The organism is Devosia sp. A369, assembly GCF_054489345.1.
This window is the reverse complement of sequence record NZ_JBTMWV010000025.1, coordinates 19,137-39,718: the sequence shown is the minus strand read 5'-3', so window position 1 is coordinate 39,718 and position 20,582 is coordinate 19,137. Positions and strand designations below refer to the sequence as shown.

Genomic DNA, 20,582 nt, shown 5'->3' with positions numbered 1-20,582 from the left:
CTCAAAAATCGCACGCGCACATGAGACCCCCGCTCGGGCTATGCCCTCCCGGCGGTCTCATGCGCGCGCCAAAGGTGGCCTGGTCTTGCTCCGCCTAATGGCCGGATTTTACTCCGCCGTTGACATAACCCAAACCGCGCCGCCACCGGTTTCAGCACCGGTTTCGAAGGAAGCATCATCGATGGTCTGGAAGTCCCAGATAAGCGAGCCGTCCTCGGGGTTGTAGGCCTCCAGACGCCCGCGCATCGGGCCATCGCCGCCGGCCGGCCCCATGACGATCTTCCCGTCAATGGCCAGCGGCGCCATCGTGCAATATTCGACGGGGTTCTGCTGGGTTTCGACGCGCCAGATCAGCTCGCCGGAGTCCTTGTTCACGCGGATCAGACCGCAATCGGGGGTGACCGAGTAGATCGAGTCGCCCAACAGTGCGACGCCACGATTGTTCAGAATACCGGTGGCCAATTCGCCATCGGTGTCGGGATCATAGATCCAGTCGATGAAGCCGCGATCGCCCTTGGTCAGGTTGATACGGTAGATCCGCCCCCAACCGTCCGACATATACATGATGCCATTATCAACCAGCGGCGTGCCCTGCAGCGAGCTCGCAAAGGCGCCCGCGCCCTTGGAACCCGGCATCAGCGGCACGGTGAAGGCCACCTTGAGATCGCCGACATTTTCCTTGGTGATCTCTTCAAGCGGCGAATAGCGGTTGGCGTCATAGGTCCGGTTGACCGAGAGCCAGTTGCCCGCCTCGGGACTAACAAGGCGCTCATAAGTCACGTCGTCGGCGACTGCGCTGCCGCCAAAAGCGGCCAGAACAGCGACCGCGACTCCCCCTAGAAGGAGCCGATGCAATTGATTAGCCATGGAATTCCTACCCTTACAGAAATGCTGACCGTGGGCGCTATCCGCCTCTGTCTTTGCAACGATGGCGCCAGACAAGCCCCTACCGCTGCCCGCCCAGCCTAGACGCAAGCGCCGTAAGAAAACCCAATGTGCAGTATTGCGATGTCCTTGAAGGACCTGCCGCGCGTTTCTCCGCCGTCAGCGCGCGCCTACGACGAGTTGCCCGCAGCCAGCTTCCCGGTTGACAAACCGACCCCGCGCTGAGCATGACCAAGGTCCGCCATTCTGCCGCAATTGCTGACCAAGGGTCACAGCCAGAGGGGGCTTGATTGACTGACACCGGCCTATCCGCCAGGAAACGCGGTCGCCCTCGCTCCGGACAGGCCGAGCGATTGTCGGAGCTGGTGATTGAAACCGCCCTGGTGATGTTTCGTCAGCGCGGTTTCGAGGCGACCAGCATTGGTGCAGTTGCCGAGGCCTGCGGCATGTCTAAGCACACGCTCTATCGCCGTTTCGACAGCAAGGAGGCGCTGTTCGTCGCCGCCATAGCGCAGGAACGTGCCGCGGTTCTCGCGCAGCTGGCAGCGATAGACGTCAGCGGTCTCGACACCATGGCCGCATTGCACGAGACCTGCGCGGCACTATTCGAGGTTGCGGTCTCCCCAGGCAGCGCCGACCTCTACCGCATGTGCATCGGTGCCGTACCCAAATTCCCCATGATCGGCGCTGAATTCGCCATCACCGAACAGCGCATCCAGGACTTGCTGATCCCACTTGTGGCCCAGGCCCAGGCCGAGGGCATCCTTGCCGCCCAGGACCCGATCCAGCTCAGCGGTCATCTCTACTATTCTATCATCGGCGAGATCTGGGGCCACGCCCTGCTCGGCCTGGACTATGTGAAGGACTACGAACGCCGCAAGTCTGTGTTCGACGCCAACTGGGCCATGTTCCTCAACGGCACCCGCCTGCGCCAAGAGCCGCAACAGTCGTGAGCCAATGGGCATCTTTTTGCGGATGCGCATCAGTTCACCGAGAGATCGCCGGCACATGACCTGGCGCGGATGTTCACTCCATATGCAGTTTCATGCCTGATTCAACGTGGTGAGGGAAATCCCTCTTTTGGCCGTCGTCCGCCGTCCCCAGGACGGCAGCGGTCCGCTATTGTTCTTCCAACGCCAGGTGCAGCCAGGCCGCTATTGGGCGTCAGCTTCGAAGCAGACCTACATTAGACCGTCGAGTAAGGTGGTGGGCCGTCTCCCGAACAAGAGCAAGACTGCGACGGCAAGTCCTACGCAGCCTGACCCTGACATGGAGGCCATTTGCCGCGTGCGATACGCCACCTCAGCGATCAGCTGTGACATTGGTCCCCGCGATCATGAAACGCTCGAAGAAGCTCGCGAGCTCTGCATGCGCATCGAGTGACAGGAGGCTTGCGATGTATTGGTCAGGTCGCACCACAACCATGCAGCCCTGCTGCCGCCCTATGCCGCGCAACTCGAAAATGTCCGAGCCGGCGGTCGGGTCCGCGCAAAATACCTTTTCATAGTCGCAGAGGCCGAGCGTTCCTTTGTGCGGCAATAGCATGGGATGCAGCTCTTCGATTGCAAGCGCGTGATGCTCACCCGGGAAGATTGCCCTGACGTCGATGACCGAGTCGATATCCCAGCCTGCGGGCGTGTAGCGCCGCACCGGTGACGAGACAGAATTCGCCAGGAAGTCGCACAATGAGCGGATCCTGCATCCCGGTGAGGACGGGTCCTGATCGCCGGCGAAGGCGAACAGGCGCCACCTTCCGTCGGCCTTGACGGTGTGGCCCAATTCCATGGGACGGGCATCGGCGAGCCGGATGACAGGCGCCGAATGAAACCGCATACCGACCACGAGCCCTTCGGCCAGGGCCTGCTGGGGCGCCTCGGCGGTAATCAGCGACGGCGTGTAATGTGTCGCGGTTCCGGCGGTATAGCGTCCGTGCCGCACAAAGTAGCTTTGCGGCGTTTCCGAACCGGCTGGCTTTGCCACGGGCTTGTTCTGTGCCTGCTTCGACGTGCTGAGCATTGCGGCCCATTCACGGTCAAAATCGATCAGTTCCTTGGCTACAGCGCGCCGTTCGGCCGTATAGGTCTGCAGCAATTGCGGGCTCGCCTGGCCGCGAATGACGGACGCCAGCTTCCAGCCCAGATTGAACGCGTCCTGCATGGAGACATTCATGCCCTGGCCGGCCTTGGGGCTATGGGTGTGGCATGCGTCGCCGGCAATGAAGACCTGTGGTACCTCAAGGCCGGCCTTGTTTTCCGCGACATTGTCAAACCGGTCACCCACGCGCTGGCCGATCTCGTAGACGGACCACCACGCGATTTCCTTCACGTCCAGCACGTAGGGATTGAGGATGCGCCGGGCGGCGGCAACCAGATCGTCGGCCGTGATGTTGCGGCTGGCGACGCGTTCCCCCTCACGGAGCGTTTCAAGCTCGATATAGAGGCGGAAGAGATACCCGCCTTCACGAGGAATGAGCAGGATGCTGCCCTCGGTCGCGGACTGGATAAGGGCCTTGAACCGTATGTCGGGGAAGTCGGTCGTCGCCAGCACGTCCATGACGCCCCAGGCCTTGCTGGCGGAGTCGCCGCGCAACTCAAGCCCAAGCGCCTTGCGCACGCCACTTCTGGCGCCATCGCAGCCCACCACATACCGGGCCCTGACCGTGTGCTCCCGAACCTGGCCCGTCGGGTCCTGGTGCTGCAGGGTGACTGCGACCGGAGCCCTGGCCTGGTCCTTGCCCGATGAGTCTGGTGGCGTGATGTGCAGCCCCGTCAGGCCACAATTGTAAACCGGCCCCAAGGGGTTGGGGGCATTGCGCATGACTTCGAGATAGAAGTCATGCACGCGGGCCTGGTTGATGATGACATGTGGAAACTGGGACAGCCCAACCTCGGTGTCGCGCACGCGGGCGGTCCTGACGATATTGGTCGCGTCGTCCGGATCAGGGTTCCAGAAACGCGTCTCATTGACCCAATAGGCCTCTTTCAAAACGCGTTCGCTGAAACCGAAGGCTTCGAACATTTCCATCGTACGGCAGGCGACGCCATCAGCGCGGCCGAGCTGGAGCGGGCCCGCATTCTGCTCGACGATCAGGGTCCGGATCTCGGGAAATGCTGCAAGCTGCGCCGCAAGCGTCAGCCCGGCCGGGCCGGTGCCGATTATCAATACGTCAACGTCATCGGGTAGTGTCTTTTGATGATCGATGGACGCGGCGCTCTTTGCAGACGCCGAAATTGCGGGATCACCTGTCGTGTAGCCATTGAGATGAAACTGCATGCCATTCGCCTCCCCAGCGATCTGTCAGAGCCTCCGTCGCTGCGGAGACAGGTATCAATATAGATGATAGGATGGATACTGATAATCAGTATGCTTGTCAATTTTTAGGATTTGCTGGATAGTATGGTAACGAAGCTAGACGATATGCCGGGCCATCTTGTGCGGCGCTTTCACCAGATCACGGTCGCAATTTTTCACGCCGAAATGGCCAAACTGGATTGCGATATTACGCCCGTTCAGTATGCGGTGCTGGCCACCGTCCTGGAAAATGAGGGTATCGACCAGGCGACCCTGGCGGGTCTGATCGCCTATGACCGAACCACGATCGGCGGCGTGATCGATCGCCTGGTGCAGAGAAACTGGCTGGTACGCGAAGTCAACGACAACGACCGCCGCGCCCATTCGCTGCGCGGTACGGTGGAAGCAAAGCAGATCATCGACAGGATTGCGCCGGGCGTCGAGCGGGCGCAGCAGGTCATGCTGCAGGGACTGGCCCATGATGAAGCCAGCGAACTCATGCGCCTGCTTGGCAGGGCGGTCACGGCAGCCAATGACCTCAGCCGGGCCCCGCTAAGGTCAAAGCCCGAACGCTAGTCACCGCGCGTTTCTGCGGACGTATGCTGTTTAGCTACGAACGGTGGTGCCCTTCAACCTAAACAGCGGTCCGGGTTCGCTGAGGGGGCACATCATCGTAGTCCACACGCATGGCCAGCCAACGGGTTCTCGCCACAGCCCGCTCAGCAGAGCAATCGTGGCTTCATTCTCCGGTTGGTAGCCGCCCCCGTTAAGCCAATGAAATGGAAAAGCCATCATCGCAGAGCGCAGACGGTTGAACGGGCCAAGTTGCGCGTGCCCTCGATGACGACGCTTTGTCCAGAAATCGGTCAGCGTCTCTGCAACGATCCGGGCATTGGTCTCGTCCGGCCAGTTGCGCCGCCCCACTGCCGGACTGCACTCCATCCGGCCCGGCACGACCTCCAGCAACTGGAAATTTCCATCACTGGGCATATGCGCAGACATAGCAGCTCACACCGTCAACAAATCCACGGTGCCAATACCGCGTCCGCCGCCTTCAAATCAGACAGGGTCCCTTTGGCGCTTACGGCCAATCTACGCGATCGCCCGAATCAGCAACAGGGTATGCGCCCCTATCACGGCGCCCTAAGCTCCCAAATCGGCGAGAATATGCGCAACATCCTCTGCCGGCCGCCGCTCCCCGAGCTGCTGATTTTCTGCGTTACACGGATCGCTGGGCTGGCGGTCGAAACGCGGCCTGCCGGGAAACTGGCGGGCCTTCAAGTTTGGTTGCATCATCCAGCCGCAAGCAAACCGATTGGGTCACGTCCTCAGCATCGCTATTGTGCCGAGCCAGCGGAACGCCGTCTTGTAGATGAAACGATAACGCAGGGCGACCTGCCGCTCGAAGGCGGCCCGACTTCGCCCGCCGCAAAATAAATCCAATCCAACCAAGCTTGCGCCAAGGGGAAGGGGCTCATCGGAAATCTTGAACATAGTCATACTCATAGGCGCATGCCTATGCCTTATCGGCTATGCCAGCTGGCAGGTCATGGGGTGCGCACCAAGCAGTCAGACAGCAGTTAATGTGCAACTCAGATATCGGCGAGAAGAGTTGTCGCTGTTTCAGCGGCCTTTTCCAATAAATCTGCTGCATCTTGTTTGTTATCACTTTCGACGTAGATGCGGAGCTCCTCCGCATTTCCAGACTGCCGGAAATGTATAATATTTCCTAGGCGATCAGCGATTCTTACTCCGTCCAGCAGTGAAATTTCCTTGGGCTCTTCAAACGAGCCATGCATGTTAGCTCTAATAGCTCTGTCACCCGCGATCAGCGCTAAAACGCGTTCCGCGTTGACCCTTGTCGTATTGGGGATAAGAGCCGTGTTCTTAAACCTTGAGGGGAAAGCTTCGATAGCTTTCGAAAGCGGCCTACCGCCGCAGAACCCGAGGAACGCGAGAATGGGGAGTACCGCGTCCCTGGTCAAAAGCTCCGGGAGGGTGGCATCTTCTCTTCGCAATGAAGTGCATAGATATCCGCCGTTACCCTCAAATCCAACAACGGGGTGTTTGCCGTTCGAAATCTCCTGCAGCATGCCTTCAATTACGTAGGGTGATCCGACTTTGGTTCGGTGGATTTTGGAAAAGAGCCCGCATCGATCAACAAGCGCCGAGGTCGTGAGCGGCGTTACCAGAGTGCTGACACCCAAAAAACAAGATGCAGCGACACCTAAAATATCGCCTTGTATCTGAGCTCCATCTTCCCCAAAGACCAGCGGCCGATCACCATCCCCATCAGTTGAAACTAGCGCGTCCAGTTCCATGGATTCTATCCAGTGCTTGGCAGCATCAAGATACTCAGCATCTAACGCCTCAGTATCAATTGCAATAAATGCGGCCGACGTGCGGACAGGTAAGCAATTAGCACCAAGCGCTTCTAGGATGGATTGCAGCAGAGCTGTCCCTGCCGCCGAATGATGATCGATCCCGATGCGCTGACCGGTGAGATCCAAGCCAGTGAAAAATGTCGTATATCTGCTTACATAGCCGAGGCTGGCTTCAGCTATCTCTTCGGGAACGACGAAATCCTGGTCCGGGAAATCAGTCTTTGGCTCTATACTAGCCAACCGCAACTGCAACCAGGCTTCTTCTTGCTTGTTAAGTTCTCCATTCCGAGTAAAAAACTTCATACCGTTATGGCTGGCAGGATTATGACTAGCCGTTATCATAATTGCCGGCATTCCCCGCGGCGTCGCAAAATTTGCTAAAGCCGGCGTTGGCAAAACACCAACGTTAATGACTGTCCATCCGAGGTCGGCTAGCGCCTCAGAACAGTCTTTCATTATGCGGCTGCTGCTCGCCCGTCTATCCCGGCCAATGGCGATACATCCCGCCTCCCCTACGAGGGCGGTGAAAGCCTCCATGTAACTTTGACACAGTTCGCGGGTGAGAAAGGCCGCGTCACCGCGAAGCCCGCTCGTGCCAAATGCTATCACTGTTCTGACCTCGTTTTCGAATGAAGGCGACCCTGCCTCAGGCCCTGCCAAATTCGTCTTCTTCGCGGATGATGTCGTCTTCGCCCAAATAGGACCCGGTTTGGACTTCGATCACTTCGAGTTCGATCTTGCCGGGGTTGACCAGGCGGTGGTTGCAGCCGAGCGGGACGTAGATCGACTGGTTTTCGGTGAGGATGGTGACCTGACCGTCGACGGTGACCTCGGCCGTTCCGCGCACGACGATCCAATGCTCGGCGCGGTGATGGTGGCGTTGCAGGCTCAGCTTTTTGCCGGGTTTGACGAATAGGCGCTTGACCTGGAAGCGCTCGCCGGTCAGCACCGAGGAATAGCCGCCCCAAGGGCGGTAGGCGGTTTTGTGGGTTTCGGTCAGCGCCCGCGTGGCCGGGACGCTTTTGAGCTGGGCGGCAATGGCGCCGACATTTTGCACCTGGCTCAGGCGGCCGACAAACACCGCGTCTTCGGTGGCGATCACCGCCACATCATCGAGCCCGTCGACCACGACATGGCTTTTCTCGGTCACCACCAGGGAATTTCTGGTGTTGCTGAGCAGCGCCGGCCCGCTGACGGCGTTGCCATCCGCGTCGCGTTCCTGCGCCTGCCACACCGCGTCCCAAGCCCCGAGATCGGACCACAAAAACGACACCGGCAATACGGCAGCGCGTTCGGTACGCTCGAAAATGGCATAGTCCACCGAGATATTGGGGGACGCAGCGAGGGCTGTCGCATCAAGGCGGATAAAATCGAGATCGCGTTTAGCGCCGGCAAGCGCGTCCCGGGCGGCGGCGAACACTTCGGGGGCCAGCAGCTCGCATTCCGCCAGAAACAGCTTGGCCGGGATCATGAACATCCCGGAATTCCAGACAAAGCCGCCCTGCGCCAGCATGTCGATGGCCTTGTCGGCGCTCGGTTTCTCGACGAAGGCCACGACTTTGTGGCCGCCATGGCTCAGGGGGGCACCGACGGCGATATAGCCATAGCCGGTCTCAGGACGATCGGGTCGAATGCCGAAGGTCACCAGATGACCGTCGCGCGCAATTTGGGCCGCGGCGTCCACGGCCTGGACATAGTCGGCGCTGGTCGGGATCAGGTGGTCAGAGGCGAGTACGTGGATGATCGCGTTTTCGTCCTCCAGCATCGCCGAATGGACCGCAGCGGCAATCGCCACAGCAGTATTGCGTGCCACCGCTTCCAGCAAGATCTGACCAAGGGCGACGCCCTGCTCTTCGGCCTGCTCGGCCACCAGAAACCGGTAGTCGGCATTGGTGATGACGATGGGCGCGTGATAGCGCTTGGCATCGGCCACCCGGGCCAAGGTCTGCTGGAACAGGCTGGTGCCCCCTACCAGATCGATGAACTGCTTCGGCCGCGCGGCGCGTGACCGGGGCCATAGGCGCGTGCCCTGACCGCCGGCGAGTATGACTGGGACGATTTTCACGATCTGATTTCCAACGATGAGGTCGTCGCCTGACAAGCGCTTGGAAGTAAGACTAACGACACAATATTCAATGAACGTCGACCATGCCGTAGCGCTAGCTCGGCTGGACGCAGGGGGCGGAGCGGCCGCGCAGGTCTTGCCACAGGCATGCCTGTAGTTCGGCCGGGGTGAGTTGGTCGACGAGGCGTCTGGTTTCGGCCGCCCGGAAATTGGCGACGACATCCCATACCAGAGACTGCATCCAGGTCGCGGTTTCTGGCGAGACTGCCGGATCGGCCGGCAGACCGTGCGGCTCCCGGTCGTAAATCACCGTGTAATGGGTCAGCGCGACGAGATAGGCGCCGGCCGGACTGAGGTGAATTTCGTCGGAAAACAGTTGCCCCAAGTCATCCAGACCGGGGGCGGCGCCGGCGGCGATTTCGTCGCTGGCGGCGGCGAGCACCATGGTGGCGGGAATGACCCGCAGCGGTTCGGTTTCTGACGGGCGGCGCTGATTGACGTGGTCGGCGAGCAGCATCCAGGCGCTGAATTCGCGGGGCAGCCGCTGGCGCCAGGGGATGTGCCCATCGGAGTCATCATAGGGATTGTCGTAGCCGGGGCCGCTGCCCAGCTCGACCCAGGTGGCATAGAGATAGGTTTGGGCGCCCTGCCCGGCGGCGCCATGGGCAGAGGCATGCTCGAACCAGCGCAATGCTTCAGCAGCCGAATTATGCCATGGGATGGTTCGGGATAGGGGAACGCGCTCGGTCAAGACCAACGCGTCGTACTGCCCGATGGCGGCGCGTGCATCCGGCATGCCGGGCGCTGGTCCCTCGTTCCAGCGCTGGTCCATCGGACTGCCGGGACGGGTGGAGCCATCGATGGTGATATCGGGCTCAGCGCCGGCCGCAATGGCCAGGCTGCGGAGCAATGGCGGGATTGGATCGGTCAGGCTGTGGCCGGACTGGATAATGCGCTGATTGAGGCCGGTGCCGACCGGCGCTGCAGCTGCCTCCTCGATCGCTTGCGGGTTAAAAAAACCGATCGCCCATAGCGTGACCAAAACACAGGCCACCAAGGCCAGCACAATCGAATTGCCGATCTTTTTCGTCACGGCGTGTCCCGCCTCCCAGAAAGCCACGGGGCGTCCGCAACGTAATGGCGCGGGCATGAGCGATCAATTCATTGTCCGGCGGATGGTAAAGAGGTTGGGGCGCTGACAAGCGTTATAGTATTGGGCCCACTGGATGAAACGTTAAGCCGGGGTGGCTAGGGTGCACTGGCTGCCGCCGATGGCGGCCGGTCCGACACGCAAGCAAGACGATTCCAGAACGATGGCCTTTTCTCCCAAGCAGATGCTGCACGGCGCAATATGGACCATCGGTGCCTATGGGGCTTCGGTGGGACTGCGCTTTGGCTCGAATGTCATTCTGTCGCGGCTGGTGGTGCCCGAAGTGTTCGGGGTGATGCTGATCATCAACACGTTGCGCATGGGCATCGAGCTGTTTTCCGACGTCGGCATTGGGCAGAATATCGTCCAGAATCCAAAGGGCGAGAGCCGCAGTTTTCTTGACGTCGCCTGGACCATCCAATTGGGGCGCGGGCTGGTGTTGTTCAGTCTGCTGTTTTTCGCCGCCGCGCCGCTGGGGCAGCTGTATCAGCTGCCAACGTCGGCGATCCAATTATCCGCCCTGACCCTGGCGATCATGGGTGCGGCGTCTATCTCGATCTATCTTTTGCAGCGGCGGCTGCAATTCGTGCGGCTCAATCTGTTCGATTTGAGCGTCGACGCGGTGGGGGCGGTGCTGACCGTGGGGCTGGCGCTGCTGAGCCCGACGATCTGGTCGCTGATCCTGGCCAATATCCTGACCGCTGCCATCCGCACCATCGCCACCTATCTGCTGCCCGAGGCGCGGAACTGGCTGGCGTGGGATCGCAGCCATGTCCGGGACATCGTGTCCTTCGGCAAGTGGATTTATCTGTCCTCGATACTGGCCTTTTTATGCGCCAGCTTCGACAAGCTCTATCTCGGCCAGAGCGTGCCACTGGCGCTGCTGGGCATTTATGGTCTGGCCCGCAATGTGGCCGACCTGCCGGCCGCCTTGTTCGCGCGCCTCGGCCATTCGCTGGTCTTTCCAGTGATCGCGGCGCAGCAGCAAGGGGTACGGCATGAGCTGCGGGCACGGATCGCCCCGCTGCGGTTCAAGTTGCTACTGTGCTGCGCCGCCTGTATCGCGTTTGGCGCGACCTTTGCCGACTATGCGGTCATGCTGATCTATGATGCGCGCTATCAGGACGCAGGATGGATGCTGCCGGTCATGCTGGTGGCGGTCTGGGTCAGCATCCTGTGCAGCATGAATGAATATGCGCTGATGGGGCTGGGCAAACCGCTCTATGGCGCCGGCGGTAATCTGGTGAAGCTGATCAGCCTGGCGGTCGGCATTCCGCTGGCGCTATCGGCGATGGGGGTCATGGGCGTCATTCTGGTCATCGCACTGGGCGATATCGGGCGCTACATTCCGATCCTGGCGGGGCAGCGGCGCGAAGGACTGTCATTCCTTCGGCAGGATGTGGCGCTGAGTGCGACCCTGCTGCTGCTGTTGGCCGGTTTCACCCTGCTGCGCTGGCAGGCCGGTTTTGGCACCGCCTTCGATCTGGTGCGGTTTTCATGACCGGGCCGCAGATCGGCATCGTGGTCATTGGGCGCAATGAGGGCGAGCGGCTGGTGGCGTGCCTGTCATCACTCGGTCCCTTGGTGCGGCGCGCGGTCTATGTGGATTCAAACTCGAGCGATGGTAGCGTGGCGGCAGCGCGGGCGCTGGGGGCGCAGGTGACGGAGCTAGATCCGCGGCTGCCTTTCACTGCGGCGCGGGCGCGCAATGCAGGCTGTGCGGCGCTGGAGGCCAGCTTTCCCGATACGACTTTGATCCAGTTCATCGATGGCGACTGCGTGCTGGATGAAGGCTGGCTGGGTCACGCCGAGGCGTTCCTGGGCGCCCATCCCGATGTGGCGGTGGTGTGCGGTCGGCGGCGCGAACGGTTTCCGGAACAGTCGATCTACAACCAATTGTGCGACCGCGAATGGGACACCCCGGTGGGCGAAGCGCTGGCCTGCGGCGGCGACATCATGGTGCGCCGCAGCGCCTTCACCGCCGTGGGCGGCTATAATGATCAGCTGGTCGCCGGCGAGGAGCCGGAAATGTGCGTGCGGCTGCGGCAGGCGCAGTGGCGGATTTGGCGGCTGGATGCCGAGATGACGCTGCACGACGCCAACATTATGCATTTTGGCCAGTGGTGGCGGCGCTCCATACGGGCGGGGCACGCTTTTGCCGAGGTGTCGGCACTGCATGCAGCATCGCCCCAAGGAATCTGGAAACGCGAGACGCAACGCGTGCTGCTGTGGGGGCTGGCGCTGCCGCTCGCCACCCTACTGGCGGCGGTGTTGATCCACCCGGCCTGCCTGTTGCTGCTACTTGTGTATCCGCTGCAGATAGCGCGGCTGGCGCGACGCGGCGATGGCTGGTGGCCGGCCTTCTTCCTGGTGGTGGGCAAATTCCCGGAACTGCAGGGTGCGCTGCGCTTTTATGCCAATCGGCTGCTGCAGCGCACGGGCGGGCTCATCGAATATAAGTAGCTCAGGCGCGGGGCAGCGCGAATAGCGTCTGCAACTGCTCGGCTAGCACGCGACGATCATGCTGCCGCTCGACGCGGCGTCGCCCCTCCTGCCCCATCATTGCCAATTGCGCGGGACTGGCGGTGAGCGCGGCTTCCATCGCCGCCACCAGTTGGGCGTGATCACCGGGAGTCACCAGCCAACCGCATTGCGCGTCCACCAGTTCTGGAATGCCGGCAATCGGGGTTGAGATAACCGGACGCCCGAGGGCAAAGGCTTCCATGATGACCACGGGCAAGCCCTCGGCATAGCTGGGCAGCAGCATAGTGCGGCTAGCCGCAATCAGTTTCCGGACATCGTCACTGCTCGCCCAACCATGCAGGATCACGTGCTGGGCCACATCGTGACGGGCGATTTCGCGCTCGATGTCGGCGCGACTATCGCCGTCGCCGACGAGGATCACCCGCAGCGCCGGAAATTTCTGCCGGAGCGCGGCAACGGCGGCGGGAATATGGACCTGGCCCTTTTGCGGGCAGAGCCGGCCGACACAGACCAGGGTGTAATTGTCCGGCGCAACCGGCGCGGCCACGGCGAACTGATCCAGATCGAGGCCGCAACGGGCGATGTGGATCTTGTCAGCATGCTCGGTCCGGTCAGCGAGGCTGATCAGCATGGCACGGCAATAATCGGAGATGGCGACGACGAAGGCGGCGTGCTCGATCTTGGCAGCAAAGCTCAACTGCGCCGCGTCGACGAATTCATCGGGGCCATGGGCAGTGAAGCTATAGCTCGGGCCGCCCATCAGAAACGACAGCATGGCCACTGCCGGGGCGTTGTTGCTGAAATGCGAATGGACATGCGCGATGCCGCTGCGCCGGGCCTCTTCGCGCAAAAAAGCGGCCTGCATCAGATAGGCGATATGGCGGACCAGCCCGCCGCCGGAGTTCCGCAGCAGCCCCCACCAGGCGGGCAGCGCGCGCGCCAGCCCAAGAGGATTGGTTACCAGCATCCGCAAGGTGGCGCGGCACAGATCGAACAGATTGCCGTCGATCAGCAGGCGCGTGGCGTCGCGCTCGGCCAGATCCAGCGGATCGACCAGCGGCCCGGCAAAGCGACGAACCGCCAGCCGCGTGACCGGGGGCCCGATTTGCTCAAGCGCCAGGATCTCATTGCGAACGAAGGTCCCGCTGGGCGTGGGATAGGTGTTGAGCAGGTAGGCGAGCTTGTTCGCGGTCAAGGCGTTTGGCGTTTCGTCGCGGCTGGCGTCAGCTGCATTTGCCGCGCAATCAGGGCGGCCTCGGGGGAGAACCAGCGCTCAAATGGGCTCAACGAGGCCTGGTTGAACACCGTGCCGATCAGTCGCTCGCGGACCGCGCCGGCCAGCCCCAAGGCGGCGCGCAGCTGCGTGTCGGTCACCATATTCCACTGTAGCACCAGCAGGAAATTGTCGATAAACGCCGTTGCGGCACGCAGATCGCCCGTCGCCACCAGCGGCGGCATGTCGAAGAGGATCAGATCATAATCCCGCGCCTGTTCGAACAACAGTTCCATCCGCTCCGACCACAACAGCTGCCCGCCGCCATCATTGCTGCGTGGTTGGCCGAAGGGGAGCAGCGACAGGCCCGATTTCGGATCGGTCAACACATAGCGCGACAAATCCGAGCCGCCCACCGCGAGAAAATCGGCGAGGCCACGGGTGGCCTGCGGGGCGAGCGCGCGGGACAGCGCGGGATCATAAGACTGCCCATCCACCAGCAGCACCCGCTTGCCGCTGCGGGCGGCCAACAGGGCATAGTTGGCCGCAATGACGGTTTTGCCTTCGCCGGACAGGGTGGAGGTAACGGCGATCCGCTGGGTCCGCTCCGGAGACCGAGACGCGACCGCGCCAACGCTGCGTAGCGTCTGCCACAGCGGCGTGAAGGCATTGCGCTCGACTTCGGAGAACAGGGAGGGGGCCGAAGCGAAAGAAAACTGCCCGTCGAGCGGGGCTCTGGAGCCTGTGCCGGGCGTCGCCTTCAGCAGCGGCACCATGCCCAGGCATTCGACGCTGGTGACGGCATTCACCTGCTCGGAATCGCGCATACGGCGATCGAGGAAACCCATGGCAAGGCACAGCATGGCCCCACCAATGCCGCCGGCGATCAGCGCCATGGCAATGATCAGTATGCCGCGGGTGCCACTTTTTTCCACCGGGGCCGTGGCTTCGGAAACGACATGGGCCTGCGCGCCGACGCCGCGAAGCCGTTCGCGCAGCCAACTGCTGGCGGATTGCACGGCGCTTTCGCGATCAGCGCGTAGCTTTTCGATATAGGCCACGGCGATGGCGTTGGCCGTGTCAGCCGCCGGCTGCGCCGCCACATCGGTAAAGGCGACACGCACCAGATTGCTCTGACCGACGCGTTGCACGCTGAGGCTGTCTCTGAATTGCTGGATAGCTTTGTGTTCATCCTCCGGCGCGGCACCGGCCAGATTGGCCTTGGCCAGCACGGCGCGGGCAATCGGCTCGGAGGCGATGATCTGGATCTGTGTTTCCAGAAAGGTCGGATCGAACAGCGCTTCGGCGTAGAAGGTATCCTGATCGCTGGAGGACAGGCGCAGGTTGGTAATGTTGAGCATGGTCGCGGCGGTGTAATGCGACGGTCGCATCTGCACATAGCCCGCCGCCACGACGGCGCAGAGCAAGGGCGCTAGCAGCAGGATCAGCGGCCGCCGCAGCAGCGATTTTACCATCCACTTCCAATCATAGACTGGCGGCGGCAGCACGAACTCGGTGGCCGATGGCGCGGGGCGGGTCACTTCCAGCATGACATGGTCCTTCTGATGCCCCGGTTACGGTCGGATGGCGGAGACGGGATGCTCCGCGGCGCGCAGAACTTTGACGATATCGCCCGGCAGCACGCGGGTGGTTTCCGTCACTTCGGTTTCATTGAGCGTGTCGCCCTCGGCGCGCACGATGAGGTAGCGCAGTTGCGGCGCGGCCTGGGCCACTGCGGTACTGACCGCCTCGGCCGAATAATAGGCGGCGCCGGATAGCAGGCTGGACAGCGCACTGCGCTGCTGCTCGACTTCGCGAAGCTGCGCATTGACGCTCTGAAGTTCGGCAACCAGTTCAACCTGACGCTGCTGGTCGATCTCGCTGAGCTGGCGCTGCAGATCCTGCAGGGACTGCTCGGCGCGCAGTTTGCTGATCTCCAGCTCCTGATTTTGCCGCTGAATTTCGGCCAGCGTGGATTCGAGCGGGGCAAGGCGCTGCACGGCCAGGTCTTTCTTGGCCAGCTCCCGCACCTGCGCCAGTTCGGCATCATTGGACTGCCGACGGATGGCGACGTCGGCCAATTGGCGGTCGACGGCCTCGATCTCTTTTTCCAGCGTGGCAATCGAGGCGGCCAGCGAGGCCTTGGCGGAGAGGCGGCGTTGCGCCAAACCGTCGAAAATGCGCTGCTGTTCGGCCAGCGCGCGCAGCAATTGCGGGTCGGCGTCGGCCGGCGTTGGCGGGAAGGCCGCGAGGCCATCGAGCTCGGTGCTCAGCCGCATTTTTTCGGCCAGCAGGTCCTGATAGCGCAGATCGAGGACCGAGATGTCACCGCGGCTGCTGATGGCGACGCGCTCGATATCCCATTCGGAGCGGTCGGCGACACGATAGGCCCCGCCGGCAATGCTGAGCGCATTGAGCACCACCATGCCGGGCCGGTAATTATATTCGCCGGGGCTCATGACGCTGCCCAGAATATAGAAGGGGCGATAGGCGATGACCTCGACCGAGGTGTTGGGCAGTTCTATGAGATCGACCGCCTTCATCAGCCGCTCGGCGATCAGGCGTCCGAGTTCGGCGGTGTCGAGATCGGCGGCGGTGATCTGGCCGATAACCGGCAACGAGATTTCTCCGCCAGCGCCGACCACGACTTCGCCGGTCAGCGTTGGCCATTCGGACACATAGATGCGCAAACGATCCTGCACGCCCAAGCGATATAATTCGGCACTATGCGCCTGCAGCGGCGCGAAGAATGCCACCAGCGCAAGCAGGGTCAGGCCGAAGGATATCAAATTCGTTTTGGGCCGGCTCATTTTCGAACTCCGATCATACCCATCCCAGTAGCCAACCAAGCCCCCTGCAAGCAACAAAGCGGGGGCGGTAAGGGGGAGCTTCGTGGTTTCATGGTTACCATGCGCCTTGCTGGGCACGCGCGAGCCGGCCGCCGCCATGGGCTGAGTTTGCAAGGCGACATGCCGGGCCATGGCATTGAGGCGCAGCGTGATGCCGAAGATCATGCCCATGGTCATGAACAGCAGATACTGGATTTCCTTGGCGAAAATGACCCATTCGTAGAACGAGTGCACATAGACCACCAACAGGGCGACGCCGAAGCCAAGCAGCAGATTGCCTTCGGCGGTAGCGCGGAACCGCCAACCGGTATGAAAGGCGGTGACCAGCGGCACCGCCAGCATCAGGCAGAAGGCGATCAGGCCAAGATAGCCGGTTTCTGCCGCCGCCAGCAGATAGGCATTGTGCACGATGTTGTTGCGATTGCCTTCGCTGGGCCAGACGCCGGCTCGCTCCGAATAGCCGTAATCGCGGGCGATCTGGACGTAATGATTGACGCCGATGCCCCAGGGGTAATCTTCAGCAATGAAGGTGGCGGCCCGGTTGAACGCGGCGCGTTCGTCATATTGGTCTTCGGTGAGCGGAGAGGCTTCAAAGCGCTGGTCGAAAGACGACATGGCCACCGGCGCGACCGCCACCAGCCCCATGACCGCCAGCGAAACGAACAGCATTTTGCGCCCGGTCAGCCCGGCCAGTGCCAGCACCGAATAGAGCAAGGCCATACCGACCGCGCTGAACCCGACAGCCGCGCGCGAGGCGGTGAAGAGCACGACGAGAATGGTGCCGACGATGGTGAGTAATTGCTTGCGGGCGCCGGTATAGCCGTAGAGCAGCAGCGCGAGATGGGGAAACAGCACCAGATGGGCGGCCATGCCCAGCGTGTTCTGGTGGATAAACAGGCCGTGCGCCTGCGGCAAGTGCAGCCCATAGCGCTGATAGAGCACGGCAATCAGATGTGCCCCCATGCCCAGAGCCATGCCGTTGAGGATATCGATGGCGCGCTTCGGCTCCAGGCAGAGCCGCGCCACCACCATCATAATGAGGAACATGCGCGCGAACTGCCAGACGCCGAACGCCGCCGCCAATGGCTGGGTGGCCTGCAGCATCGACAGCGCCGCGGCGCCCACATAGAGCAACAGCGGTAGCTTGCACCAGGCCGGGATCGACCCGCCGCCCGGTGCGAAGCTCAGCAGCGCCGCCAGGGCGAAGATGTCGACAATGGTGATTTCGAGGCTATAAACAAAGCCGATCCAATCGCCGGCCCAGGTAATGAGGGCGACGTCGAACATGGGGAGTTCGGCGGCAAAAAACGGCAGCATGCCAAATGCGGTCCAGAACATCCGGGCAAAGCCTTGGCTGCTCCGCAGCAGCAGGCTGAGGGGGAATGCCGCCAATAATGCGATGACCAAAACGACGAACTTCAACCGGAGATACCCCGAACCCGCGAGACCATAATCGTACCATGCGACACCGGGGCCGCAGGTTAACGAGGCGGACAAACCCGCTGAAAGGTTAATGCCGAGACGATGTCACTCCATCGCGTCTATCGCCGCTTGTGCCTGCTGATCGTGCTGCTCGGCTGCGCCGTTCCAGTCCGCGCCGAACCGGTGCGGGTGGTGGAGGTGTCGATGGCTGCACCGGACATTGTTCATGTCACATTGCGCGACCCGGCGTACAGCAGTGGGCAAATCATCGCCCTCCCCCAGCCCCGGCGGGAGCCGAATGGGAGCTGGGTCCAGCATGAGGGCAATTGGGGGCTGGTGATTGGCCCCAAACGCGATCATTTGCGGCTCGAAGATACGCCACCCACGGTGTTTTTTGATCGCGCCACGGCCGATGACGCGGCCCAATTCGGCGCGATCGGCGGGCGCGAGGTTATCGCGGTCTACCGCAAATCCATGCCCTATGCTTCCGGCCTGTTCCGTTCGGGCAATGGCGACGCCAGAGCAGGCGCCAGTTTCCAGCACGATCTCTATCTGATGTTGGAGGCGCCGCTGGCGCCTGGGCGCCATGTGATCGAATGGCCCAATGCGATGCTGGACGGCACGGCTTTCGTGTTTGACGACCGAGCGACCCGCGCTTCGTCGCTGCATGCGACGCAGAACGGCCATCGCGCGACCGACCTGGCCAAATCGGCCTATTTGTCGCTGTGGCTGCCCGGTGCTGGCAAAGGCGGCGCGGTGGATTTTCGGCGCTATGGCATCAAGGATTTCGAGGTTCTGGATACGGCGGGCGACGTAGTTTTTACCGGCCCGATCATGCTGCGCGCTGGCCCTGACGCGCCTGAGCCCGGCAATGGGCTCCCGCAGGCGCTGGTTGATTATACCGATAGCGCGGCGACGCCCACGGCCCTGATCGGATTAACGGACGATCATTTCACCACCGCCAGACCTCACTATTTTGCCGTCGGTCAGCGCATCGGCTTGGAACGATTGGCGGGGGAGCAGGATGCTGGCGCGGTGTTTGCGACGATCGCCACCACCACCCCGACCGGCTTTACCATCAGCGGAATGGACGGGGCGCTGCCGCAACGGCTGGCTGCTGGGGCGAGGGCGACCCCGGCGTTGCGGGCCAATCGGGCGGGCACCTTCGTGTTTGAACTGGACTATTCGGCCTGGTTGCCGGCCGAGCCCGGTCTGTATCATCTTCGGGTGCCCGGCATTGGCGTGTCGGACCCGATCAGCATCGCCGACGATGTGTGGGAGCACGCTGCCCTCAACGGCCTGGCCGGTCTCTATCACCATCGCAGCGGCGTGCCGCTGGACGGGCGCTTCGGCTATGAACGGCCTGCCGCATTTCGGCCCGGACCAGATTTCACCATTGTTCAGTCCCGGCTGCCGCTGGCGTGGTCGTCCGAATTTGAGGGTTTTGTACCGTTCGCCGAGGCGACCAAGCCCGACTGGATCACCAGCATCGCGGCGCCGGCGGATTTCTGGGGGGGTTATATGGATGCCGGCGATTGGGACCGGCGGATCCAGCATGTCGAGGTGTCCTGGCTGCTGTTGCAGGCCCATGAATTCACCCCGCCCGAACGCTGGCTGACCACCACCGGGCTGCCAAAATCGGCGGAATGGCTTGACAAGGCGCTGTATCAGGACAGCGACGGCTTGCCCGATCTGGTGCACGAAGCCATCTGGGTGCTAGATTTCTTTCGCCGGCTGCAGGCGCCGGACGGGAGCATCCATGGCGGCATCGAAAGCGCCGAGCATCCGCTGCGCGGCGAGCCGAGTTTCCTTGAACATCAGACAGTGTTCGCCTACGCGCCTGACCATCTGTCGAGCTACAAATATGCTGCGGTGGCGGCCAATCTGGCCCGGACGTTGCAAGACCTCGACGCCGAGGCACTGGCAAAGCTCTACGCCGACAGCGCGATTTCCGCCTGGCAGGCGGCGGAACGCGGCTTTGCCGATCCTGATGAATTTTATGCCGACGCCATCGCCGCGGGCCAGGCGAGCGGCGTGTTCGCCCAGGTCAGCTGGCCGCAGCGGCGAGACGCGCTGCAGGCACGCTCTGGAGAATATCGGGCGGCTGCGGCCGCCGCGTTGTTCCGGCTGAGCGGCGCGGACGAATATGGTGCCATTTTCGCAGCGCGGTGGCAGGCCGGGATGGACCTATACGCCCATAAGGGCGACGCCGCCTGGGACTATCTGCAATCGGGCGAGGCTCTGCCGGAAATTGCTGCCGCCATCCGCGAACGCTTCCTGAGCGAAGCCCAAGTGGTGGTGGAGACGCAAGCGCATTTCGCCTATCCAAGCCTCAAGCATCCCGGTGCGCCGGCGGGCTGGGGCCAGGGCGGCGCCCCGGCCTATTCTGAATTGCAACTGCTGCTGAGAGCGCATCAGATCGGCGGCGATCCGGCGATTTTAAGGGCGCTGGAACAGGCTCACCACGTCATGGTGGGCGCCAATCAATTGGGGTTGAGCCTGGTGACCGGTCTAGGCACACGGGCAATTGGCAATCCCCTGCACGAAGATCGCATCGCCATGGGCGTGGCGCCCCCGGCGGGGATCACGATCTATGGCTGGGCGTCGCAGGCGCAAACGGCGCATGGCTGGATTTTCGGTCCACCCTGGTCACCCCTGCCGGAAGTGGGCACCGCCGAGCATGCTGCAGAGCGGCGCATCGAGCCAGCGCGGTTTTCGTTGCCCTACTTTGAATATCTGGTGGAGCACCCTGCCCTGGTGATGCAGCAGGAATATACCGTGGCCCAGAGCATCGGCACCATGACGGCGCTGGCGCTGTACATCAACGCCCGGTAGCCGC

15 protein-coding genes are annotated in these 20,582 nt (G+C 62.2%); 5 read left to right on the top strand and 10 right to left on the bottom strand.

The window, feature by feature from the left end:
- Positions 1-108 precede the first annotated feature (108 nt).
- On the bottom strand, positions 109-867 hold the full coding sequence (locus ACX3OZ_RS18770; protein WP_459105184.1) for an outer membrane protein assembly factor BamB family protein: 759 nt from the start codon (positions 865-867) through the stop codon (positions 109-111).
- A 308-nt stretch (positions 868-1,175) separates the two neighbouring features.
- Here ACX3OZ_RS18770 and ACX3OZ_RS18765 point away from each other — a divergent pair, with 308 nt between their 5' ends.
- Positions 1,176-1,838, top strand: a complete 663-nt coding sequence (locus ACX3OZ_RS18765) for a TetR/AcrR family transcriptional regulator (protein ID WP_459096143.1) — start codon at positions 1,176-1,178, stop codon at positions 1,836-1,838.
- Positions 1,839-2,187: 349 nt separating this feature from the next.
- On the opposite strand, the gene ACX3OZ_RS18760 is transcribed toward ACX3OZ_RS18765, so the two are convergent.
- Positions 2,188-4,158 carry an FAD-binding monooxygenase gene (locus ACX3OZ_RS18760; protein WP_459096142.1) on the bottom strand — a complete coding sequence of 657 codons (1,971 nt, stop codon included), beginning with the start codon at positions 4,156-4,158 and terminating at the stop codon, positions 2,188-2,190.
- Between the two features lie 123 nt (positions 4,159-4,281).
- Between ACX3OZ_RS18760 and ACX3OZ_RS18755 the strand changes: the two genes are divergently transcribed.
- Positions 4,282-4,752: a MarR family winged helix-turn-helix transcriptional regulator gene (locus ACX3OZ_RS18755; RefSeq protein WP_459096141.1), complete on the top strand. Its 471-nt coding sequence runs from the start codon at positions 4,282-4,284 to the stop codon at positions 4,750-4,752.
- Positions 4,753-4,782: 30 nt separating this feature from the next.
- On the opposite strand, the gene ACX3OZ_RS18750 is transcribed toward ACX3OZ_RS18755, so the two are convergent.
- The 5 genes from ACX3OZ_RS18750 to ACX3OZ_RS18730 form a co-directional block, all read right to left on the bottom strand.
- A complete protein-coding gene (locus ACX3OZ_RS18750) occupies positions 4,783-5,178 on the bottom strand; it encodes a hypothetical protein (protein WP_459096140.1) in 396 nt (131 codons plus the stop codon).
- Positions 5,179-5,496: 318 nt separating this feature from the next.
- Positions 5,497-5,670 (bottom strand): hypothetical protein, encoded by a 174-nt coding sequence (locus ACX3OZ_RS18745; protein ID WP_459096139.1) that lies wholly within the window; start codon positions 5,668-5,670, stop codon positions 5,497-5,499.
- Between the two features lie 98 nt (positions 5,671-5,768).
- Complete coding sequence (locus ACX3OZ_RS18740; RefSeq protein WP_459096138.1) at positions 5,769-7,169, bottom strand: phosphohexomutase domain-containing protein; 1,401 nt, start codon at positions 7,167-7,169, stop codon at positions 5,769-5,771.
- 37 nt (positions 7,170-7,206) lie between these two features.
- The gene (locus ACX3OZ_RS18735) at positions 7,207-8,625 is read right to left on the bottom strand and encodes a mannose-1-phosphate guanylyltransferase/mannose-6-phosphate isomerase (protein ID WP_459096137.1); all 1,419 of its coding nucleotides are present in this window, start codon (positions 8,623-8,625) and stop codon (positions 7,207-7,209) included.
- A gap of 94 nt (positions 8,626-8,719) precedes the next feature.
- The gene (locus tag ACX3OZ_RS18730) at positions 8,720-9,718 is read right to left on the bottom strand and encodes a hypothetical protein (RefSeq protein WP_459096136.1); all 999 of its coding nucleotides are present in this window, start codon (positions 9,716-9,718) and stop codon (positions 8,720-8,722) included.
- A 220-nt stretch (positions 9,719-9,938) separates the two neighbouring features.
- Between ACX3OZ_RS18730 and ACX3OZ_RS18725 the strand changes: the two genes are divergently transcribed.
- Together ACX3OZ_RS18725 and ACX3OZ_RS18720 are read left to right on the top strand one after the other, a co-directional pair.
- Positions 9,939-11,276, top strand: coding sequence for an oligosaccharide flippase family protein (locus tag ACX3OZ_RS18725; protein ID WP_459096135.1), 1,338 nt, complete (start codon positions 9,939-9,941; stop codon positions 11,274-11,276).
- Complete coding sequence (locus ACX3OZ_RS18720; RefSeq protein WP_459096134.1) at positions 11,273-12,238, top strand: glycosyltransferase family 2 protein; 966 nt, start codon at positions 11,273-11,275, stop codon at positions 12,236-12,238. Before ACX3OZ_RS18725 ends, ACX3OZ_RS18720 begins: the two co-directional genes overlap by 4 nt.
- Before the next feature lies 1 nt (position 12,239).
- Here the strand turns inward: ACX3OZ_RS18720 and ACX3OZ_RS18715 are convergent, their stop codons facing one another.
- From ACX3OZ_RS18715 to ACX3OZ_RS18705, 3 genes are read right to left on the bottom strand one after another with little or no spacing between them, the layout of a single operon-like run.
- Positions 12,240-13,454, bottom strand: a complete 1,215-nt coding sequence (locus tag ACX3OZ_RS18715) for a glycosyltransferase family 4 protein (protein WP_459096133.1) — start codon at positions 13,452-13,454, stop codon at positions 12,240-12,242.
- Positions 13,451-15,022: a tyrosine-protein kinase domain-containing protein gene (locus ACX3OZ_RS18710; RefSeq protein ID WP_459105183.1), complete on the bottom strand. Its 1,572-nt coding sequence runs from the start codon at positions 15,020-15,022 to the stop codon at positions 13,451-13,453. The genes ACX3OZ_RS18715 and ACX3OZ_RS18710 overlap by 4 nt, the downstream gene beginning before the upstream one ends.
- Before the next feature lie 24 nt (positions 15,023-15,046).
- A complete protein-coding gene (locus ACX3OZ_RS18705; RefSeq protein ID WP_459105182.1) occupies positions 15,047-17,743 on the bottom strand; it encodes a polysaccharide biosynthesis/export family protein in 2,697 nt (898 codons plus the stop codon).
- Between the two features lie 102 nt (positions 17,744-17,845).
- Here ACX3OZ_RS18705 and ACX3OZ_RS18700 point away from each other — a divergent pair, with 102 nt between their 5' ends.
- A complete protein-coding gene (locus ACX3OZ_RS18700) occupies positions 17,846-20,578 on the top strand; it encodes a glycoside hydrolase family 9 protein (protein ID WP_459105181.1) in 2,733 nt (910 codons plus the stop codon).
- Positions 20,579-20,582: the final 4 nt, after the last annotated feature.